The organism is Streptomyces sp. NPDC059247, from assembly GCF_042754005.1.
Taxonomy (GTDB): Bacteria; Actinomycetota; Actinomycetes; order Streptomycetales; family Streptomycetaceae; genus Streptomyces.
In genome coordinates, this window is the sequence record NZ_JBHYZW010000017.1 from 1 (window position 1) to 18,035 (window position 18,035).

General features: G+C 72.3%; 15 protein-coding genes and 1 pseudogene. 14 read left to right on the forward strand and 2 right to left on the reverse strand.

Annotated elements, in window-relative coordinates; genetic code table 11:
- The 11 genes from ACFXGN_RS25360 to ACFXGN_RS25410 form a co-directional block, all read left to right on the forward strand.
- Positions 1–576, forward strand: a 576-nt coding sequence (locus ACFXGN_RS25360) for an amidohydrolase family protein (RefSeq protein ID WP_384863353.1), incomplete at its 5' end; no start/stop codon positions are given.
- Between the two features lie 69 nt (positions 577–645).
- A complete protein-coding gene (locus ACFXGN_RS25365; RefSeq protein ID WP_384863355.1) occupies positions 646–1,731 on the forward strand; it encodes an agmatine/peptidylarginine deiminase in 1,086 nt (361 codons plus the stop codon).
- A 311-nt stretch (positions 1,732–2,042) separates the two neighbouring features.
- The gene (locus ACFXGN_RS25370) at positions 2,043–3,719 is read left to right on the forward strand and encodes an ABC transporter substrate-binding protein (protein WP_384863358.1); all 1,677 of its coding nucleotides are present in this window, start codon (positions 2,043–2,045) and stop codon (positions 3,717–3,719) included.
- On the forward strand, positions 3,716–4,675 hold the full coding sequence (locus ACFXGN_RS25375) for an ABC transporter permease (RefSeq protein ID WP_384863360.1): 960 nt from the start codon (positions 3,716–3,718) through the stop codon (positions 4,673–4,675). The genes ACFXGN_RS25370 and ACFXGN_RS25375 overlap by 4 nt, the downstream gene beginning before the upstream one ends.
- Positions 4,672–5,532, forward strand: a complete 861-nt coding sequence (locus ACFXGN_RS25380; protein WP_384863363.1) for an ABC transporter permease — start codon at positions 4,672–4,674, stop codon at positions 5,530–5,532. Before ACFXGN_RS25375 ends, ACFXGN_RS25380 begins: the two co-directional genes overlap by 4 nt.
- Positions 5,529–6,560 (forward strand): ABC transporter ATP-binding protein, encoded by a 1,032-nt coding sequence (locus tag ACFXGN_RS25385; RefSeq protein ID WP_384863365.1) that lies wholly within the window; start codon positions 5,529–5,531, stop codon positions 6,558–6,560. The genes ACFXGN_RS25380 and ACFXGN_RS25385 overlap by 4 nt, the downstream gene beginning before the upstream one ends.
- The gene (locus ACFXGN_RS25390; RefSeq protein WP_384863367.1) at positions 6,553–7,395 is read left to right on the forward strand and encodes an ABC transporter ATP-binding protein; all 843 of its coding nucleotides are present in this window, start codon (positions 6,553–6,555) and stop codon (positions 7,393–7,395) included. Before ACFXGN_RS25385 ends, ACFXGN_RS25390 begins: the two co-directional genes overlap by 8 nt.
- Entirely contained in the window at positions 7,392–8,582 is a 1,191-nt protein-coding gene (locus ACFXGN_RS25395; RefSeq protein ID WP_384863369.1) for an agmatine/peptidylarginine deiminase, read from the forward strand. The genes ACFXGN_RS25390 and ACFXGN_RS25395 overlap by 4 nt, the downstream gene beginning before the upstream one ends.
- A gap of 202 nt (positions 8,583–8,784) precedes the next feature.
- Positions 8,785–9,276, forward strand: coding sequence for a DUF1269 domain-containing protein (locus ACFXGN_RS25400; RefSeq protein WP_384863371.1), 492 nt, complete (start codon positions 8,785–8,787; stop codon positions 9,274–9,276).
- Positions 9,277–9,327: 51 nt separating this feature from the next.
- The gene (locus ACFXGN_RS25405) at positions 9,328–10,422 is read left to right on the forward strand and encodes a chemotaxis protein (protein WP_384863374.1); all 1,095 of its coding nucleotides are present in this window, start codon (positions 9,328–9,330) and stop codon (positions 10,420–10,422) included.
- An 18-nt stretch (positions 10,423–10,440) separates the two neighbouring features.
- Positions 10,441–10,947 (forward strand): DUF1269 domain-containing protein, encoded by a 507-nt coding sequence (locus ACFXGN_RS25410; protein ID WP_384863377.1) that lies wholly within the window; start codon positions 10,441–10,443, stop codon positions 10,945–10,947.
- 29 nt (positions 10,948–10,976) lie between these two features.
- Here the strand turns inward: ACFXGN_RS25410 and ACFXGN_RS25415 are convergent.
- A pseudogene (locus ACFXGN_RS25415) lies at positions 10,977–11,954 on the reverse strand (arginine deiminase family protein); the annotation flags it as partial.
- Positions 11,955–12,524: 570 nt separating this feature from the next.
- Between ACFXGN_RS25415 and ACFXGN_RS25420 the strand changes: the two are divergent.
- From ACFXGN_RS25420 to ACFXGN_RS25430, 3 genes are all read left to right on the forward strand, one after another.
- A complete protein-coding gene (locus tag ACFXGN_RS25420) occupies positions 12,525–13,937 on the forward strand; it encodes a family 2B encapsulin nanocompartment shell protein (protein WP_384863378.1) in 1,413 nt (470 codons plus the stop codon).
- A 107-nt stretch (positions 13,938–14,044) separates the two neighbouring features.
- Entirely contained in the window at positions 14,045–15,379 is a 1,335-nt protein-coding gene (locus ACFXGN_RS25425; protein WP_384863381.1) for a family 2 encapsulin nanocompartment cargo protein terpene cyclase, read from the forward strand.
- Positions 15,380–15,394: 15 nt separating this feature from the next.
- Positions 15,395–16,279: a geranyl diphosphate 2-C-methyltransferase gene (locus ACFXGN_RS25430; RefSeq protein ID WP_384863384.1), complete on the forward strand. Its 885-nt coding sequence runs from the start codon at positions 15,395–15,397 to the stop codon at positions 16,277–16,279.
- Positions 16,280–16,405: 126 nt separating this feature from the next.
- On the opposite strand, the gene rox is transcribed toward ACFXGN_RS25430, so the two are convergent.
- Entirely contained in the window at positions 16,406–17,842 is a 1,437-nt protein-coding gene (gene rox, locus ACFXGN_RS25435; RefSeq protein ID WP_384863386.1) for a rifampin monooxygenase, read from the reverse strand.
- Positions 17,843–18,035 lie beyond the last annotated feature (193 nt).

Genomic DNA, 18,035 nt, shown 5'->3' on the forward strand with positions numbered 1-18,035 from the left:
AAGATGAAGGCCGAACTGGGGCCGATGGAGGGCGACGGGCCGGGCGACGACAACGCGCGCGTGCTGCGGTACGTCGCCAAACTCACCATCAACCCGGCCATCGCCCATGGACTCGCCCACGAGATCGGCTCCATCGAAGTCGGCAAGATGGCCGACATCGTGCTGTGGCGACCCCCCTTCTTCGGTGCCAAACCGCAGATGGTCATCAAGAACGGCTTCCCCGCGTACGGGGTGACCGGCGACCCCAACGCCGCCACCGACACCTGTGAGCCCCTGGTGCTCGGCCCGCTGTTCGGCGCGCACGGCGCCGCCCCCGCCGAGCTCTCGGTGGCCTTCGTCAGCCGGGCAGCCGCCGAGTCGGGCTCGCCCGGACGCCCCTACGACGCCCTCGGCACCCGGCGCCGCAGGGTCGCCGTCCGGGACACCCGGGGCATCGGGCCGGCGCAGATGGTCGGCAACGCGCGCGTGGGGGACGTCCAGGTCGATCCGCGCGACGGACTGGTGACGCTCGACGGCTCCCCGCTGCGCTCGGAACCGGCGCAGCGGGTCTCCCTCAGCCGCCTCTATTTCCTCTGAGATGCCCTCTTCCGGCCGATCCGCGCCCGGAGACCCGCCGACGCGTTCTTCGTATCCGACTCTTTTTTCATGCCCTTCTTCTTGACTGAAAATTCAGTTAGGGACACGATCCTCTCCATCGAAAGAAACGAGACACTGATGGCCGCTTTCCGTATGCCCGCCGAGTGGTCCGAGCACGAAGGCTGCCTGATGGCCTGGCCCACCCGCGCAGAGCTGTGGGACGGCGTCCTGGACGCCGTGAAGCGCGAGTACGCCGATGTGGCCCAGGCCGTCGCCCGGTTCGAGCCCGTCACCATGGTCGCCCCGCCCGGCTACGGCGACGACGCCCGCGCGCACTGCGGCGAGGGCGTCACCGTCGTCGAACTGCCCCTGGACGACTCCTGGTTCCGTGACTCCGCCCCGCTCTTCGTGCTCGACGCCGACGGCCACCGCGCGGGCGTCGACTTCCGCTTCAACGCCTGGGGCCGCAAGCACCACCCGTACGACTCCGACGACCGGATCAGCGCCCTGCTCCTGGACCACCTCGGGATCGAGCGCATCGCCTCCGGCATGATCCTGGAGGGCGGGGCGGTCACCGTGGACGGCGAAGGCACCCTCATCACCACCGAACAGTGCCTCCTCCACCCCAACCGCAACCCCGACCTGAGCCGCGAGCAGATCGAGACCGAGCTGAAGGCGCGGCTCGGCGTCGAGAAGGTGATCTGGCTCCCGTACGGCGGGCTCCTCGACACCGAGACCGACGGGCACGTGGACGGCGTCTGCGCCTTCGCCGCCCCCGGCAGGGTCGTCGTCTCCCTGCCCGACGACCCGACGCACCCCGACCACGCCCGGATGCGCGCCAACCGGGCCGTCCTGGAGGTCTCGACCGACGCCCGGGGCCGCGCCCTGGAGATCGTCGACGTGCCGCAGACCGCGTTCACCGAGGTCGCGGGCGGGCGGGTGGAGGTCTCGTACCTCAACTACTACCTCGCCAACGGCGGGATCGTCGTCCCGGTCGCCGGAGTGCCGCAGGACAAGGCGGCCCTCGACGTCATCGCGGGCGCCCACCCGGGCCGGGAGGTCGTCGGAGTCCCGGCGCCGGTCATCGCGTACGGCGGGGGCGGGGTGCACTGCATCACCCAGCAGATCCCGGCGGCGGCCCGCCCCACCCCGTAACCCCGCCCCGTAACCGCCCCACCCCGTAACACCGTCTCCGCCCGGCACCACTGACGGAGAGCCCCGGGCCGTCCCACGCCGACTCCCGGTCCACCCCGGGCCGACGCCCGGGACCGCCCGGCTCCCGACACCCCCGGCCACCCCCCGGGCTCCCCGGACCGCCCACCCCCGACACCCCCGCCCGGCACCGCCTCCCGCCCCCTCCCTCCTCCCGCCCTTCGTCCCACCGCCCCCGCCGGGCCCGAGCCGCCGCGACCCGTACCGACCGCCGTACCGCCGTACCGACCGCCGTACCGAAAGAGAGCGCGACGATGACCACCGCACCCCCACTCCGCGTCTCCAGACGCCGACCCGGACCGCCGCGCGGCCGGTCCGTCCCCGCGACGGCCGCGCGCGCCGCGCTCGCGCTGCTCTCCGCCGCCGTGCTCGCCGCCTGCGCCGGGCCGCCCCGCGACGGGACCGGCGGCGCGTTCGCCCTCTCCCCCGGCACCCCCCGGGCCAAGGGCGACATCGACTCCTTCACCTGGGCCATGTACGCCGAACCGCCGACGCTCGACTACACCATGGCGTTCGACTACCCGCAGAACACGATCCTCTCCAACGTGTGCGAGAGCCTGATGCGCTGGACGCCGGGCCTCACCCTCGAACCCGGACTCGCGGAGAAGGCCACCCAGCCGGACCCGACGACCTGGGTCTACGACCTGCGGCGCGGGGTGCGCTTCCACGACGGCCGCACGATGACCGCCGACGACGTCGTGTTCAGCCTGGGCCGCCAGACCGACCCGAAGAACGCGGCGGCCTGGGCCCAGAACTTCCGGAACGTCGCCTCCGTCCGCAAGACCGGACCGCTCCGGGTCACCGTCAAACTGAAGAAGCCCGACTCGCAGTTCCCCCAGTACATGGCGACCGCCGCCGGAGCCGTCGCCTCCCGGGCGGGCGTCACCACCGCGGGCAAGGACTACGGCACCTCCGGCGGGCTCGCCTGCACGGGCCCCTTCACCCTGGGCTCCTGGCAGAAGGGCCAGTCGCTCCAGCTCGACCGCTTCGACGGCTACTGGGGCGAACGGGCCAAGGCCGGCAAGGTCGTCTTCCGCTTCCTCACTGACCCGACCGGCCGCACCAACGCCCTCCTCAGCGGCGAGGCCGACGGCGGCTACCTCATCCCCACCGAGAGCTACGACCGGCTCAGGAACAGCGGCGCCGGAACCCTCTCCTTCGGCGAGGGCCTCAGCACCGTCCACGTCAACGTCACCGACATGAAGGGCCCGCTCGGCGACGTACGCGTCAGACGGGCGCTCTCCCTCGCCCTGGACCGCGGCGGATTCGTCCGCGCCGGACTCGGCGGCGCCGGAACGGCCACCACCTCCCCGACCAGCCGCGCCGCCTGGGCGGGCGCCTCCGACGAGACGCGCCGCGCCGCCTTCGCCGGACTTCCGCCCACGGCCCGCGACCTGGAGAAGGCCCGCGCCCTGATCCGGGAGGCGGGCGCCACCGGCAAGACCCTCACCGTCGCCACCAGCTCCATCGGCCAGGACGTCTCGCTCCTCGCCACCGCCGTCCAGGCGGCGGGCACCAGCATCGGCCTGAAGATCAACCTCAAGTCCGTCGCGCCCAACGCCTTCACGGCCCTCTTCACCGACCCCGAGGCGCGCGAGGGCATCGACATGTTCCCGCTCACCTACTACGACTCGATCACCGACCCGCTCGACCTCCTGGCCAACTTCAGGACCGGCGCCTACCTCAACTTCGCGGACTACCGCGACCGGCGGTACGACGAACTCGTCGACCGCGCCACCGCCACCCAGGACCGCGGCGCCCGGCTCCGGATCGAGAGCGAACTCCAGCGGCACGCCGCCGAACAGCTCCCGTGGATCCCCGTCGCGGAATGGCCCACCTCCCTCTTCCTCAACAAGAGGATCACCGGCGCCCCCACCACCATCGCCTACCTGTACTACCCGTGGGCCGCCGACGTCGGGGCCGCGCCGTGAACTTCCTGAGATTCGCCGTCCGGCGGGCCGCCGAGATGGCGGCCACCCTGCTCGTGGCGTCGTTCGTCGTCTTCGGCGCCATGTACCTGGCGCCCGGCAGCCCCGCGAGCTTCCTGCTCTCCGGCCGCTCCGCGTCCCCGGAGGCACTCGCCGCCGTCAAGGCCCAGTACCACCTCGACGACCCGTTCGCCGTGCGCTACCTGAGCTGGCTCGGAGACGTCCTCCAAGGCGACTTCGGCCGCTCCCTCACCTACCGCACCGACGTCTCCCGGCTCCTCGCCGACCGGCTGCCCACCACCCTCCTCCTCATCGCCATGGCCCTCGCCGTCGTGGTCGTCCTCGGTCTGCTGCTCGGACGGATCGCCGCCGTACGCGGCGGAGCCACCGACTCCGCCGTCCTCCTCGGCACCACCCTGGCCGTCGGCACCCCCTCCTTCGTCGCCGCCGTCCTCCTCCAGGGCCTCTTCGCCGTCCGGCTCGGCTGGTTCCCCAGCGGCGGCGCGGGCACCGGATTCCTCGACCGGGTCTGGCACCTGACCCTGCCCGCGATCGCCCTCGCCCTCTACCTGGTCGGTATGCTCGCCCGCGTCACGCGCTCCGCCATGCTCGAAGCGCTCACCGCCGAACACGTCACCGTCGCCCGTGGCCGGGGCGTCCCCGAACGCCAGGTCATCCGCGCACATGTGCTCCGCAACTCGCTCGGCACCGTCCTCACCACCGCCGGACTGATCGTCTCCACCCTCCTGGTGTGCACGATCCTCGTGGAGACCGCCTTCGGCATCGGTGGCATCGGACAACTCCTCGAACTCTCCACCACCACCAAGGACTTCCCGACCGTCCAGGCCGTCTCCCTGATCATCGTCGCCCTCTTCATGACGGTGAACCTCCTCGTCGACCTGCTCCTCCCGCTCGTCGACCCCCGGATCGCCCTCGGGACGAGAGGAGCGAGCACATGACCACCGCCCTCACCCGCAGACCCGGACTCAGAGGACTGCGCGCCTCCTCCGGCCGCTCCCCCCTCCACCTCCTCAGCCTCGCCTTCGCCGCGGGCGTCGTCGCCGTCGCGCTCCTCGCGCCCTGGCTCGCCCCCCACGACCCCAACGCCGTCGACCTGGGCGCCGCCCTCGCCGGACCCTCCCCCGAACACCCGCTCGGCGTCGACGCCGCGGGCCGCGACACCCTCTCGCGCCTGCTCCTCGGCGCCCGCACCTCCCTCCTCGGACCGCTCGGCGTCGTCATCACCTCCACCCTCGTCGGCGTCGCCGTCGGCACCGCCGCCGCCTGGCGCGGCGGCAGGCTCGACACCCTCCTCTCCCGGGGCACCGAACTCGTCTTCGCCTTCCCCGGGGTGCTCCTCGCCGTCCTCGTCGTCTCCGTGTACGGCGAAGGGCTCCTCGCCCCCGTGGTCGCGCTCGGCGTGGCCTACCTCCCGTACGTCAGCAGGCTCACCCGCTCCCTCGTCCTCGCCGAACGCGCCCGCCCCCACATCAGCGCCTACCGCGTCCAGGGCCACTCGGGGCTCCAGATCTGCCTGCGGCACGTCCTGCCCGCCGTCGCTCCCGTCGTCCTCGCCCAGGCCACCATCAACTTCGGCTACGCCCTCATGGACCTGGCAGGACTGTCCTTCCTCGGCCTCGGCGTCCCCCCGCTCACCCCCGACTGGGGCCGCATGGTCTTCGACGGCCAGACCGCCGTCCAGTACGGCTACCCGCTCTCCGCGGTCCTGCCGTGCCTCCTCGTCGTCCTCACCGTCGTCGCGTTCAACGTGGTCGGCGAACGCTGGGCCGACCGCGTCGCAAGGAGAGCCGGATGACCCCACCGCCCCCCGCCCCCGACGTCCGCGACCCGCGGATCACCCCACCGCCCCTCGCCCTCGACGTCCGCGACCTGCGGATCACCCTCCCCGGCACCGCCCGCCCGGTCCTCGACGGCGTCAGCCTCACCGTCGGCGCGGGCGAGACCGTCGCCCTCGTCGGAGAGTCCGGCTCCGGGAAGTCCCTCACCTCCCGCAGCGCCCTCGGTCTGCTGCCGCCCGGCGCCACCACCGGGGGCACGGTCCTCGTCGACGGACACGACGTCCTCTCCCTCGCCCCCGAACGGCTCCGCGCCCTGCGCGCGGGCACCGCCGCCATGGTCTTCCAGGACCCGCGCGCGGCCCTCAACCCGCTCCGCCGCATCGGCGACTTCCTCACCGAAGGGGTCCGCGCCGCCCGCACCACGGACCGCGCCGGAGCCACCGCGCGCGCCGTCGAACTCCTCGAAGCCGTCGGACTGGACTCCACCGCCCTCCCCAAGTACCCGCACCAGGTCTCCGGCGGAATGCTCCAGCGCGTCGTGATCGCCGCCGCGCTCATGGGCGACCCCGCCCTCCTCCTCGCCGACGAACCCACCACCGCGCTCGACGTCACCACCCAGGCGGAGGTGATCGCCCTCCTCGCCCGGCTCCGCCGCCGCTTCGGCACCGGACTGCTCTTCGTCACCCACGACCTCGACCTGGCCGCCGCCGTCAGCGACCGCGTCTACGTCATGTACGCGGGCCGGATCGCCGAGACGGGACCCGCAGAAACCCTGTTCGCCCACCCCCGCCACCCGTACACCGCGGCCCTGCTCGCCTCCACCCCCCGCCACACCGCCCCCGGCGGCAGGCTCCCCGCCATCCCCGGCCGCCCGCCGGACCCGCGCACCGCCCTCACCGGCTGCGCCTTCGCCGCCCGCTGCCCGCTCGCCACCGACCTGTGCGCGGAACGGGCGCCCGAACCCGCCCGGATCGACGAGGACCACCACACGGCCTGCCACCACCACGACCGGCTCGCCGCCCGAGGGAGCACCGCCGATGACTGAACCCCTGCTGCGGGCCGACGGCCTCAGCCGCGCCTTCGGGGACGTCCACGCCGTCGACGCGGTGTCCTTCACCCTCCCCGAGGGAGGCTCGCTCGGCATCGTCGGCGGCTCGGGCTCGGGCAAGACCACCACCGCCCGGATCGTCGTCGGCCTCGAACACGCCGACACCGGAGAGGTACGGGTCCGGGGCACCGTCCGGCCCGCCCGCGCCCGGGGCCGGGCCCAGCGCCTGGCCAGGGCCCGCGAGGTCCAACTGGTCTTCCAGGACCCCTACCTGTCCCTCGACCCCCGCAGCACCGTCGAGCGGGCCCTGCGCGAGACCCTCCGCCTCCACTTCCCCGACCGGGACCCCGCACCCCGCGTCCGTGAACTCCTCGACCAGGTGGGCCTCGGCACCCGGACCGCCGAAGCCCTGCCCCGGCAGCTCTCCGGCGGCCAGCGCCAGCGCGTCGCCATCGCCCGCGCCCTCGCCGTCGAACCGGCCGTCCTCGTCCTCGACGAGGCCGTCGCCGCCCTCGACGTCTCCGTCCAGGCCCAGATCCTCAACCTGCTCGCCGACATCCGCGAACAGACCCCCATCGGCTACCTCTTCATCACCCACGACCTCGGCGTGGTCCGGTGCGTCACCGACAAACTCCTCGTCATGCACCGGGGCCGCGTCGTCGAGGCCGGTGCCACCGCCGAGGTGCTCGCCGCGCCCCGGCACCCCTACACCCGGCTGCTCCTGGACTCCGTCCCGCGCCCCGGCTGGAACCCGGACCGGATCGCGGAAGCCCGGCAGCGCCTGATGACCGCACCCGTACCGCCCACCGCCACACCCAGGAGGCAGAAGTGAACCGACCCGCCGCACACTCCGCCCAGGCGAACCGGCCCGAAGACAACCGGCCCGAGGAGGACCGGCCCGTACGCCCCGGACCGAACCGGCGCGGCTTCCTCGTCGCCGCCGGACTGACCGCCGTCGGCGCGGCCCTCTCCACCACGGCCGGGGGCAGCGCCCTGGCCGCCGGGACCGCCGGGACCTTCCGGGTCCCCGCCGAGGACGTCCGGCACACCCGCACCTGGATGACCTGGCCCGACAGCACCGCCATCTGGGGCAGCACCCTGAGCGGGGTCCAGGCCGACATCGCCCTGATCGCCCGCACCGTCGCGAAGTACGAGCCGGTCGTGATGTGCGCCAACTCCGGCAGCGCCGCCAAGGCCCGCCAGCTGTGCGGCTCCACCGTCACCGTGATCACCACCATCCCGGTGGACGACTGCTGGACACGGGACACCGGCCCCGTCTTCCGTACGAACGGGACCGGCGGCCTGGACGCGATCGGCCTCAACTTCAACGGCTGGGGCAACAAGCAGACCCACGCCAAGGACGCCCTCGTCGCCGGCCGGATCGCCGCCTACGTCGGCGTGCCGATCAGCTACGCCGCCCTGGTCGGCGAGGGGGGCGCCGTCGAGCAGGACGGGGCGGGCACCCTGATGGCCACCCGCAGCAGCCTCGTCAACCGCAACCGCAACCCCGCGATGACCGAGCGCCAGGTGGAGACCGCCGTGCTCGCCGCGTACGGAGCCTCCAAGCTCATCTGGTTCGACGGCGTCAAGGGCCAGGACATCACCGACGACCACGTCGACGCCACCTCCCGCTTCCTCGGCCCGGGGGAGGCCCTCGTCCAGATGCCGCTCGCCACCGACACCGACGTGTACGCCCGGGACGCGCGCCAGCAGTACGCCCTCCTGGACGCCGCGACGACCGCCGGGGGCGTGCCGATGGACGTCACCCAGCTCCAGGGCCCGGACTACGACAAGATCCGTTCGAGGAGCAGGGACTTCCTCGCCTCCTACGCCAACTACTACCTCTGCAACGGCGCCGTCATCAGCGCCCACTTCGGTGACACCCGCGCGGACCAGGCGGCCAGGGCCACCCTGGCCCGGCTCTACCCGGACCGCGTCGTCGAACAGCTGAACATCGACCGGCTCGGCACGGGCGGCGGCGGCATCCACTGCGTCACCCAGCAGCAGCCCGTGACGTAACACCGCGAGGCCACGACCGGCTCAGGGCCCCGCCGTCCGGCACCACGGGACGGCGGGGCCCGCCGCGTCCCCGGCCGGACCCCATCGAGTCGCGGGGACCCGCGAACCGGGACAGGATGACTGCCTGTGGGCCCCGGAGAGCCCGTCCGGGCCTCTCCGGCAGAAGGGAGGACCCCGGCATCCCTTCCCCGAGGAGGCGGGCATGGCCGAACTCATCGTCATCGGATACGACGATCACCGGGTCGCCGAAGAGGCGCTCGCCACGGTCAAGGACCTGGAACGGGACCACGTCGTGCGGCTCGCCGGACTCGCCGTCGTCTCCCTGGACGCCGAGGGCGAGACCCATGTCGACACCAGCAGACGCGTCGTCGGCGCCACCGCCGCGACCGGCGCCCTCTGGGGAACCGTCTTCGGCATCCTCTTCCTGCTGCCCGGGGTCGGCCTCCTGACCGGGGCGGCCCTCGGCGGGCTCGTCGGCAGACTCGCGCAGTCGGGAGTCGACGACCGCTTCCGCGAACAGGTCGACGCCCTGCTCAGACCCGGCACGGCCGCCGTCGTGATCATGGCCTCGAAGGTCACGGAGGACAAGTTCACGGCCGCGATGCGGCCGTACGGCGGCACCGTCCTCAAGACCTCGCTCAGCGACGAGGACGAGAGGGAACTCGCCGAACGGCTCACCGGCCCCCCACGGTAGCCACCCCCCACTCCGCAGGCCCCGCCCACTCCGTCACCGGAAGGACCCCCCATGCCCCCCGCGCTCAGCGGCGACGCGCTCGCCAAACTGCGACAGCCCCGTCCGTACCCGGCCGTGTCCCTCGTGATGCCGACCCACCGCCGCGAACCGGACAACGCCCAGGACCCCGTACGCCTCCGCAACCTGGTGAGCACGGCGGAGAAGGCGCTCCGGGACGACCCGGACGTCCCCCGCGAGCGGCGCGCCGACATCCTGGACCAACTGCGCCGCGCGGTGGCCGAGACCGATCTCGCGCACGTCGAGGACGGCCTGGTCATCCTCGTGGCCCAGGGCGAGCACCAGGTGTGGACGGTCGCCCGTACGGTCCCCGAGCGGGTGGTCCTCGCCGACACCTTCCTCACCCGCAACCTCGTCGCCGCCCAGGCCGCCGAACGGCCCACCTGGGCCCTCGCGGTGGCCGCCGACCGGATCTCCCTGTGGAGCGGCGGCCCCGAGCGGACCACCGAGCACACCGCCGACGGCTTCCCGCTCACCCGCAGCCTGGAAGACCCGGACGCGGAGCGCAAGGAGCGGATCGGGGACCTGCCCAGCACCTTCCGCGACGAGGCCACCCGCCAGTTCTTCCGCGAGGCGCACGAGGCCCTGAACGCGGTCCTGGCCTCCGACCCGCGCCCGCTCTACCTGCTCGGCGAGCCCGCCGCCCTCACCCTCCTGGAGGAGACCGGACCGCTCCGGGCGGGCACCACCCCCATCCAGCACGGCGGGCTCGCCCGCGGACCCGCCGCTGCCGTCCACGAGGCCGTGGAGCCCGCGCGCGCCGCCCGCGAGGCCGCCGCGTCGGCCACCGTCGTGGCCGAACTCGACACCGCACGGGGCCGCCGAGAGTTCGCCGGGGGCCTCGACGAGGTGTGGCAGGCGGTGAAGGAGGGCCGGATCAGACTGCTCGCCGTCGAGGACCAGTACCGCACGGTCGTACGCGAGGAGGGCGGGCACCTGGAGCCCGTCGAGTCCGGGGCCGCGGACTCCAGGGACGACATGGTCGACGAGATCGTCGAACGGGCCCTCGACACCGGCGCCGAGGTCCAGTTCGTCCCCGAGGACACCCTGGCCGAACTCGGCCGCATCGCCGCCGTACTGCGCTACTGACCCCGGAGGGAGAGACACATGTCCGAACTCGTCGTCCTCGGCTACGACGACCTCGCCGTCGCGAACAGGGCCTTCGCCGCCGTCCAGGAGCTGGCGGACAGCCACGTCGTGGACCTGACGGGACTCGCCGTCGTGTCGGTCGACGCGCAGGGCGCGACCCATGTCGACACCGCGGCGTGCCGGGAGGGACAGGTGGCCCTCTCGGCCACCGCCGGCGCCCTCTGGGGCCTGGTCCTCGGCATGATCGTCCTCACGCCGGGCATCGGCGTGATCGGCGCCGCCGTCGGCGGGCTGATCGGCAGACTGAACCAGACGGGCGTCGACAACGCCTTCCGCGACAAGGTCCGTTCGCTCCTCGGACCGGGCGGCTCCGCCGTCGTGATCATGGCCTCGAAGATCACAGAGGACCGGTTCGCCACGGCCATGGAGCCGTTCGGCGGCACCGTCCTCAAGACCTCGCTCCCCGAGGAGACCGAGCGGGACCTCGCCGAGCAGCTCACCGGCCGGACCGGCACGCCCGGCTGACCGGACCCGTCGTACGGGAGACGGGCCGGTCAGAACGCGACCGCGTCCCGGCTCAGCGGGCAGGTCATGCAGTGACCGCCGCCGCGCCCCCGGCCCAGCTCCGCGCCGACGATGGTGATCACCTCGATGCCCGCCTTGCGCAGCAGCGTGTTGGTCTGGGTGTTCCGGTCGTACGTGACGACGACACCGGGTGCGAGGGCGACGGCGTTGTTGCCGCTGTCCCACTGCTGCCGCTCCGAGGCGTACACGTCGCCGCCGGTCTCGATCACCCGGAGCCGCGGCAGCCCCAGCGCCCCGGCGACCACGTCCACGAACGGGGTGCCGCCCTCGTCGGTGATCTCGATGCCGGGCGCCCGGTCGGCGGGCCGCAGCGAGAAGGTCCGGACCGAGTCCATGATCCTCGGGTAGAGGGTGACGACGTCCCGGTCCGCGAAGGTGAAGACGGTGTCCAGGTGCATCGCGGACCGCAGCTTCGGCATCCCGGCGACGACGACGTGCCGGGCGGCCCCGTTCCGGAACAGCGAGGCCGCCACCTGGGTGATCGCCTGCCGTGAGGTCCGCTCGCTCATCCCCATGAGGACGACGCCGTTCCCGACCGGCATGATGTCGCCGCCCTCGAAGGTCGCCCGGCCCCACTCGCGCTCCAGGTCGCCCCACCACACGGTGGCGTCCCGGAAGTCCGGGTGGAAGGTGTGGACCGCCTTCATCAGGAGCGTCTCGCCGTGCCGGGCGGGCCAGTACAGCGGGTTGAGGGTCACCCCGCCGTACAGCCAGCAGGTGGTGTCCCGGGTGTAGAGGGTGTTCGGCAGCGGCGGCATCAGGTACTCGCGCGCGCCGGTCCCGCCGCGCGCCAGGGCCACGTACCCGGAGCGGAGGTCCTCCGGCAGGTCCGCCGTCGACAGACCGCCGATGAGGTACTCCGCCAGACCGCGCGGCGCCAGGGAGTCGAGGAAGGCCCGGGTGTCCTCGACGAGACCGAGGCCCACCTCATCGGCCGTGATCTTCCGGAGCCGTCCGACCTCGGAGTACACGCCGAGCGGGGGCCCGGAGGAGGCGTTGGCGCTGGTCATGCGGGGCCTTTCGGACGCGAGCGACGAGGAAGGGGCCGGAAGGGGCCGGAAAGGGGGACGGGGAGAGGGGGGAGCGGAGAAGTGGAGGGTGAGACGCGGAAGACGAGACGCGGAAGGTGAGGCGGCTGAGGAAAGAAATGACTGTCATGCGAATGAAGTCGGAGAGATCATGCTTATCCCATTTCGGCGTGATTCATGCGCCGTCAGGGCGAGGGGGCGACGGTCCCGCCCGGCGCGCGCTCACCGTCTCCTGTCGGTTGCGTCCCGGCCAGACCGGCCGAATGTCGCCGTCCGCGTCTTTAAACCTTTTCGGGAGCAAGATCGCTGGATCGAGGTAATGCCGTCAGTCCGACGAGGTGGATGAGCGGAGCAGGCCGTTACTGTTCCCCGGGATCTGGACGGATTCCCTGAATTCCTCCGGAATTTCCTTCCCTCACCTGCTTTCTCCGCTTTTCGACCGGCGCGCTCGTGCGCCCGTCAGCACCCTCCCAAGGAGAGCTCGACCCCATGACCGTTGACACCAGCCCGGAAGCTCAGCAGGAATCGCCGAAGCAGTCCAGCCTGAGCACCGCGGCGGCCCGGAACCTCGCCACCACCACCAAGTCCGCCCCCCAGATGCAGGAGATCACCTCCCGCTGGCTGCTGCGGATGCTCCCCTGGGTGGAGACCAAGGGTGGCGCCTACCGGGTGAACCGCCGACTCAGCTACACCGTCGGCGACGGACGCATCGAGTTCGTCCAGGACGGCTCCCGCGTCCGGGTCATCCCCGGTGAGCTCGGCGAGCTCGCCCTGCTCCGCGGCTTCGAGGACGAGGAGGTGCTGAGGGCGCTGGCCGGCCGCTGCGTCCAGCGCGACTTCAGCGCCGGGGAGGTGCTCGTCCAGCGCGGCGCGCCCGCCGACGAGATCCACCTGATCGCCCACGGCCGGATCAGCCAGACCTCGGTCGGCAAGTACGGCGACGAGGTCACCGTGGCCGTGCTCGCCGACGGCGACCGCTTCGGTGAGAACGCCCTTCTGGACACCGACGCCCGATGGGACTACACCGCCACCGCCGAGACCTCCGGCACCCTGCTCACCCTCTCCCGCTCCGAGTTCGGCGCGGTCCTCGCCTCGGCCCCCGGCCTGCAGAACCACATCCAGGACTTCAGCTCGCTGCCGCTCCAGCGCCAGAACAAGCACGGCGAGGCCGAGATCGCGATGTCGGCCGGTCACACCGGCGAGGTCGCCCTGCCCGGCGCGTTCGTCGACTACGAGCTGAAGCCGCGCGAGTACGAGCTCTCCGTCGCCCAGACCGTCCTGCGGGTCCACACCAGGGTCGCCGACCTCTACAACGGGCCGATGAACCAGACGGAGGAGCAGCTCCGGCTCACCGTCGAGGCACTGCGCGAGCGCCAGGAGCACGAGCTCATCAACCACCGGGAGTTCGGTCTCCTCCACAACGCCGACTTCAAGCAGCGCATCCAGACCCACTCCGGCCCGCCCACCCCGGACGACCTCGACGAGCTGCTCTGCCGCCGCCGCGGCACCAAGATCTTCCTCGCCCACCCCAAGGCGATCGCCGCGATCGGACGCGAGTGGAACGCCCGCGGCCTCTACCCCGACATCATCGACCTCGAAGGCCACCGCATCCCGAGCTGGCGCGGTGTCCCGATCCTCCCCTGCAACAAGATCCCGATCAGCGCGGAGAACACCACCTCGATCCTCGCGATGCGCCTCGGCGAGGACAACCAGGGAGTGATCGGCCTCCGTCAGACGGGTCTGCCGGAGGAGTACGAGCCCGGTCTGTCCGTCCGCTTCATGGGCATCAGCGAGCAGGCGATCATGTCCTACCTCGTCACCACGTACTACTCCGCCGCCATCCTCGTGCCCAACGCGCTCGGCGTCCTGGAGAACGTGCAGATCGCCCGCAGGCGCGACTAGCGGAGCCGTCCGGCCCCCGCACGGAGGCCGTGACGGTCCGGATTCCCGGGCCGTCCGAGAACGCCCGGGATCCGGGACAGCCCATCCATCTCACCGAGGAGTCACGGATGCCCGAACCCGGGCTCTCCCCTCTGCTGTCGAGCCTGCCCTCCGCCACGGCCCTCTTCGGGTCCCGGGCGCTCGCCGAGGTGCTCGCCGAGGCGCCCGCGGGGACGGCCGTCACCGCCGCCGTGGCGGCGCCCCCGGTCCCGGCGCCCGCCGCCGGGGCCCCACCGGCCTTCGAGGTGCCGGAGGTCCCGGCGCCGGAGTCCGCCCCCGCACCCCGCCCCACCCCCGTCGAACCCGCCGGGGCCCCGGCGCGGTTCCCCGGCGGGCCCACCGGTCTGGGCACGGCGACCCTCTCGCTGGCCCGGCCCCCGGAGGCACCGGCCCTGCCGGAGACCCCGCTCCCCGAGGCGGCCGGGGGGAGGCCCATCCCCGGCCTCTACTTCCACCCCGTCGCCGAGCCCGACCCCGTCCGGGTGGACGAGGTCAGCCGCCGGATCAAGGACTGGGCCGTGGACGAGGTCCAGCTGTTCCCCGACGACTGGGAGGGCGAGTTCGACGGCTTCTCCGTCGGGCGCTACATGGTCGCCTGCCACCCGGACGCGCCGACCGTCGAACACCTGATGGTCGCCACCCGGCTGATGGTCGCGGAGAACGCCGTCGACGACATCTACTGCGAGGACCACGGCGGTTCGCCCGTCGGACTCGGCGGACGGCTGCTCCTCGCCCACACCGCGCTCGACCCGCTGCACACCACCGAGGAGTACGCGTCCCCGTGGGCGGAGTCGCTCCGCTCCGACTCCCCGCGGCGCGCGTACCGCTCCGCCATGGAGTACTTCGTCCGGCAGTCGACCCCCTCCCAGGCCGACCGCTTCCGGCACGACATGGCGCGGCTGCACCTGGGCTACCTCGCCGAGGCCGCCTGGGCCGAGACGAACCACATGCCGGAGGTGTGGGAGTACCTGTCGATGCGGCAGTTCAACAACTTCCGCCCCTGCCCCACCATCACGGACACCGTCGGCGGCTACGAGCTGCCCGCGGACCTGCACGCCCAGCCGGCCATGCAGCGGGTCCTCGCCCTGGCCGGGAACGCCACGACCATCGTGAACGACCTCTACTCGTACATGAAGGAACTGGACAGCCCCGGCAACCACCTGAACCTGCCCGTGGTGCTCTCCGAGCGAGAGAACCTCTCCGAGCGCGACGGATACCTCAAGGCGGTCGAGGTCCACAACGACCTCATGCGCGCCTTCGAGAGCGAGGCCGCCGCCCTGGCCCTCGCCTGCCCCGTCCCGAACGTGCTGCGCTTCCTGCGCGGAGTCGCCGTCTGGGTCGACGGCAACCACTACTGGCACCAGACCAACACCTACCGATACAGCCTGCCCGATTTCTGGTAAGAAATGGAATTATCTGTGACCAGCACCGAGTTCACCACCGTCAACGACACCACCGCGTTCGTCCCGAACCCGGCGACGCCCTACCAGGGCGACATCGCCCGCTACTGGAACGCCGAGGCCCGGCCGGTGAACCTGCGCCTCGGCGATGTGGACGGGCTGTACCACCACCACTACGGCATCGGTGCCGTGGACCACGCGGGCCTCGGCACCCCCGAGGACAGCGAGTACGAGAAGAAGCTGATCACGGAGCTGCACCGGCTGGAGTCGGCCCAGGCGGAAGTCCTCCTGGACCACCTCGGCGTCATCCAGGACACGGACACCCTCGTCGACGCGGGCTGCGGCCGAGGCGGTTCGAGCGTCATGGCCCACCAGCGCTTCGGCTGCAAGGTCGAGGGTGTCACCCTCTCCTCGACCCAGGCCGAGTTCGGCAACCGGCGCGCGGCGGAGCTGGGCATCGCCGACCACGTCCACGCCCAGGTCTGCAACATGCTCGACACCCCCTTCGAGAAGGGCAGCGTGGCCGCCTCGTGGAACAACGAGTCGAGCATGTACGTCGACCTCGACGACCTCTTCGCGGAGCACTCCCGCTTCCTCAAGGTCGGCGGCCGGTACGTGACCATCACCGGCTGCTGGAACCCGCGCTACGGCCAGCCCTCGAAGTGGGTCTCCCAGATCAACGCCCACTTCGAGTGCAACATCCACTCCCGCCGTGAGTACCTGCGGGCCATGGCCGACAACCGGCTCGTCCCGCAGGCCGTCATCGACCTGACGCCGGACACCCTGCCGTACTGGGAGCTGCGCGCCACCTCCTCGCTGGTCACCGGCATCGAGGAGGCGTTCATCGAGTCCTACAAGGACGGCTCCTTCCAGTACGTCCTGATCGCGGCCGACCGCGTCTGACCGTCGCGCCCCGCTGACCGTCGGTGGCCGACCACCGACCACGGGGGCCGGGTCCGTCACCGACGGACCCGGCCCCCAGGCGTACTCCCCCGAGAGGGGAAGGGGCGGCCCCGGGGCCGCCGGGCGTCACCCCCTCGCCGCGCCGAACCACCTCGGCAGGTGTCCGGCCAGGTCCCGCTGGTCCTCGCCGACCCACGCCACATGGCCGTCCGGGCGCAGCAGCACCGCCCGCGCGTCCAGTTCCTCGCCCTCGCCGAGATCGTCCACGACGTGGTCGACACGGTCCTCCCAGCCCGCGACGGACAGCAGCCCGGTCCGGTCCAGGAGCAGGCCCCGCCCGGCGTGCGTCAGCCCGTACAGATGACCGCTCCCGAGCCGCAGGTCCCGCAGGCGCCTGCCGAGCAGTTCGTGGCCCCCGCCGAAGTCGTAGCGGACCGCGATGGCGGTGATCCTCTCGATCAGATACCGGTCCACCTCCTCGAACCGCACCAGCTCGGCGAGCAGTCGGCGCACGGCCCGCGGGCCGGGTTCCGTCGACATCAGCTGGATCTGCGCCCGGGTGTTGTCCAGGACGTCGGCGGCGACCGGGTGCCGCTCCGCGTGGTAGCTGTCGAGCAGCCCCTCGGGAGCCCAGCCCGCGATCTCGGCGGCGAGCTTCCAGCCCAGGTTGAAGGCGTCCTGGATCCCGAGGTTGAGCCCCTGCCCGCCGGTCGGCGGATGGATGTGCGCCGCGTCGCCCGCGAGGAACACCCGGCCGGTCCGGTAGCGGTCGGCCAGCCGGGTGGCGTCGCCGAAGCGGGAGAGCCAGCGCGGCGCGTGGGCGCCGAAGTCGGTGCCCGCGAACTTCCGCAGCTGGGTGCGGAACTCGTCGAGTCCAGGGGCGGCCGTGCGGTCCTCGGCCACGCCCTCGGCGGGCACGATCACCCGGTACAGACCGTCGCCCAGCGGCATCGCGCCGAACCGCAGCTGCGTCCTGCGGACCTCGGCCGTCACGGCGGCCAGCTCCTCCGGGGAGACGTCCAGCGCCATCTCGCCCAGCAGCGTCTCGACCCGTGAGGGTTCACCGGGGAAGCCGACGCCGAGGAGAGCGCGCACGGTGCTGCGACCGCCGTCGCAGCCGACCAGATGGCGGGCGCGCAGCCGGGCGCCGTCCGCCAGCTCCACGGTCACCCCCTCGGCGTCCTGTTCCAGTCCGACCAGTTCGTGGCCGCGTCTGATCTCGGCTCCGGTCTCCACGGCGTGCTCGGCGAGCAGCCGCTCGGTGACGGCCTGCGGAATGGCCAGGACATAGGAATGCGCGGTGTCGAGACGCTCGGGCCAGGAAGCGCTGAGACCCGCGAAGAAACCACCGGCCCGGATTTCCCGGCCCTCCGCGAGAAAACGCCCGAGCAGCCCGCGCTGTTCCATCACCTCGATACTGCGCACATGCAGCCCCTGCGCCCTCGACTGGCGGGTCGGATCCGTCTCCTTGTCGAGAACCAGCACGTCCACGCCGTGCAGCCGCAGTTCTCCGGCGAGCATCAGGCCGGTCGGACCGGCCCCGGCGATGATCACGTCGATCATGGGAAAAGCCCCGTTCGATATTTCCGGTGTTCCGTGGGGGCGGGTATTCCGTGTGTCGTCGAATTACGCCGTCCACGGCTTCGCCCGGAGATTGTGGACCACGACGGGGGCCTTGCGGCAAGGCCCCCCGTGCGCTATATCTTGAGAGTGGCGAGGAGTCCTTGGACTCCTCGCCTCAGCTGTTTCCCGCCCG

Excerpts from the sequence above, each read along its gene's own strand:
- ACFXGN_RS25405 (WP_384863374.1), top strand. The coding sequence starts at position 9,328 with ATGCCCCCCGCGCTCAGCGGCGACGCGCTCGCCAAACTGCGACAGCCC.
- ACFXGN_RS25420 (WP_384863378.1), top strand. The coding sequence starts at position 12,525 with ATGACCGTTGACACCAGCCCGGAAGCTCAGCAGGAATCGCCGAAGCAG.
- ACFXGN_RS25410 (WP_384863377.1), top strand. The coding sequence starts at position 10,441 with ATGTCCGAACTCGTCGTCCTCGGCTACGACGACCTCGCCGTCGCGAAC.
- ACFXGN_RS25380 (WP_384863363.1), top strand. The coding sequence starts at position 4,672 with ATGACCACCGCCCTCACCCGCAGACCCGGACTCAGAGGACTGCGCGCC.
- ACFXGN_RS25425 (WP_384863381.1), top strand. The coding sequence starts at position 14,045 with ATGCCCGAACCCGGGCTCTCCCCTCTGCTGTCGAGCCTGCCCTCCGCC.
- ACFXGN_RS25400 (WP_384863371.1), top strand. The coding sequence starts at position 8,785 with ATGGCCGAACTCATCGTCATCGGATACGACGATCACCGGGTCGCCGAA.
- ACFXGN_RS25390 (WP_384863367.1), top strand. The coding sequence starts at position 6,553 with ATGACTGAACCCCTGCTGCGGGCCGACGGCCTCAGCCGCGCCTTCGGG.
- ACFXGN_RS25365 (WP_384863355.1), top strand. The coding sequence starts at position 646 with ATGCCCTTCTTCTTGACTGAAAATTCAGTTAGGGACACGATCCTCTCC.
- ACFXGN_RS25385 (WP_384863365.1), top strand. The coding sequence starts at position 5,529 with ATGACCCCACCGCCCCCCGCCCCCGACGTCCGCGACCCGCGGATCACC.
- rox (WP_384863386.1), bottom strand. The coding sequence starts at position 17,842 with ATGATCGACGTGATCATCGCCGGGGCCGGTCCGACCGGCCTGATGCTC.
- ACFXGN_RS25370 (WP_384863358.1), top strand. The coding sequence starts at position 2,043 with ATGACCACCGCACCCCCACTCCGCGTCTCCAGACGCCGACCCGGACCG.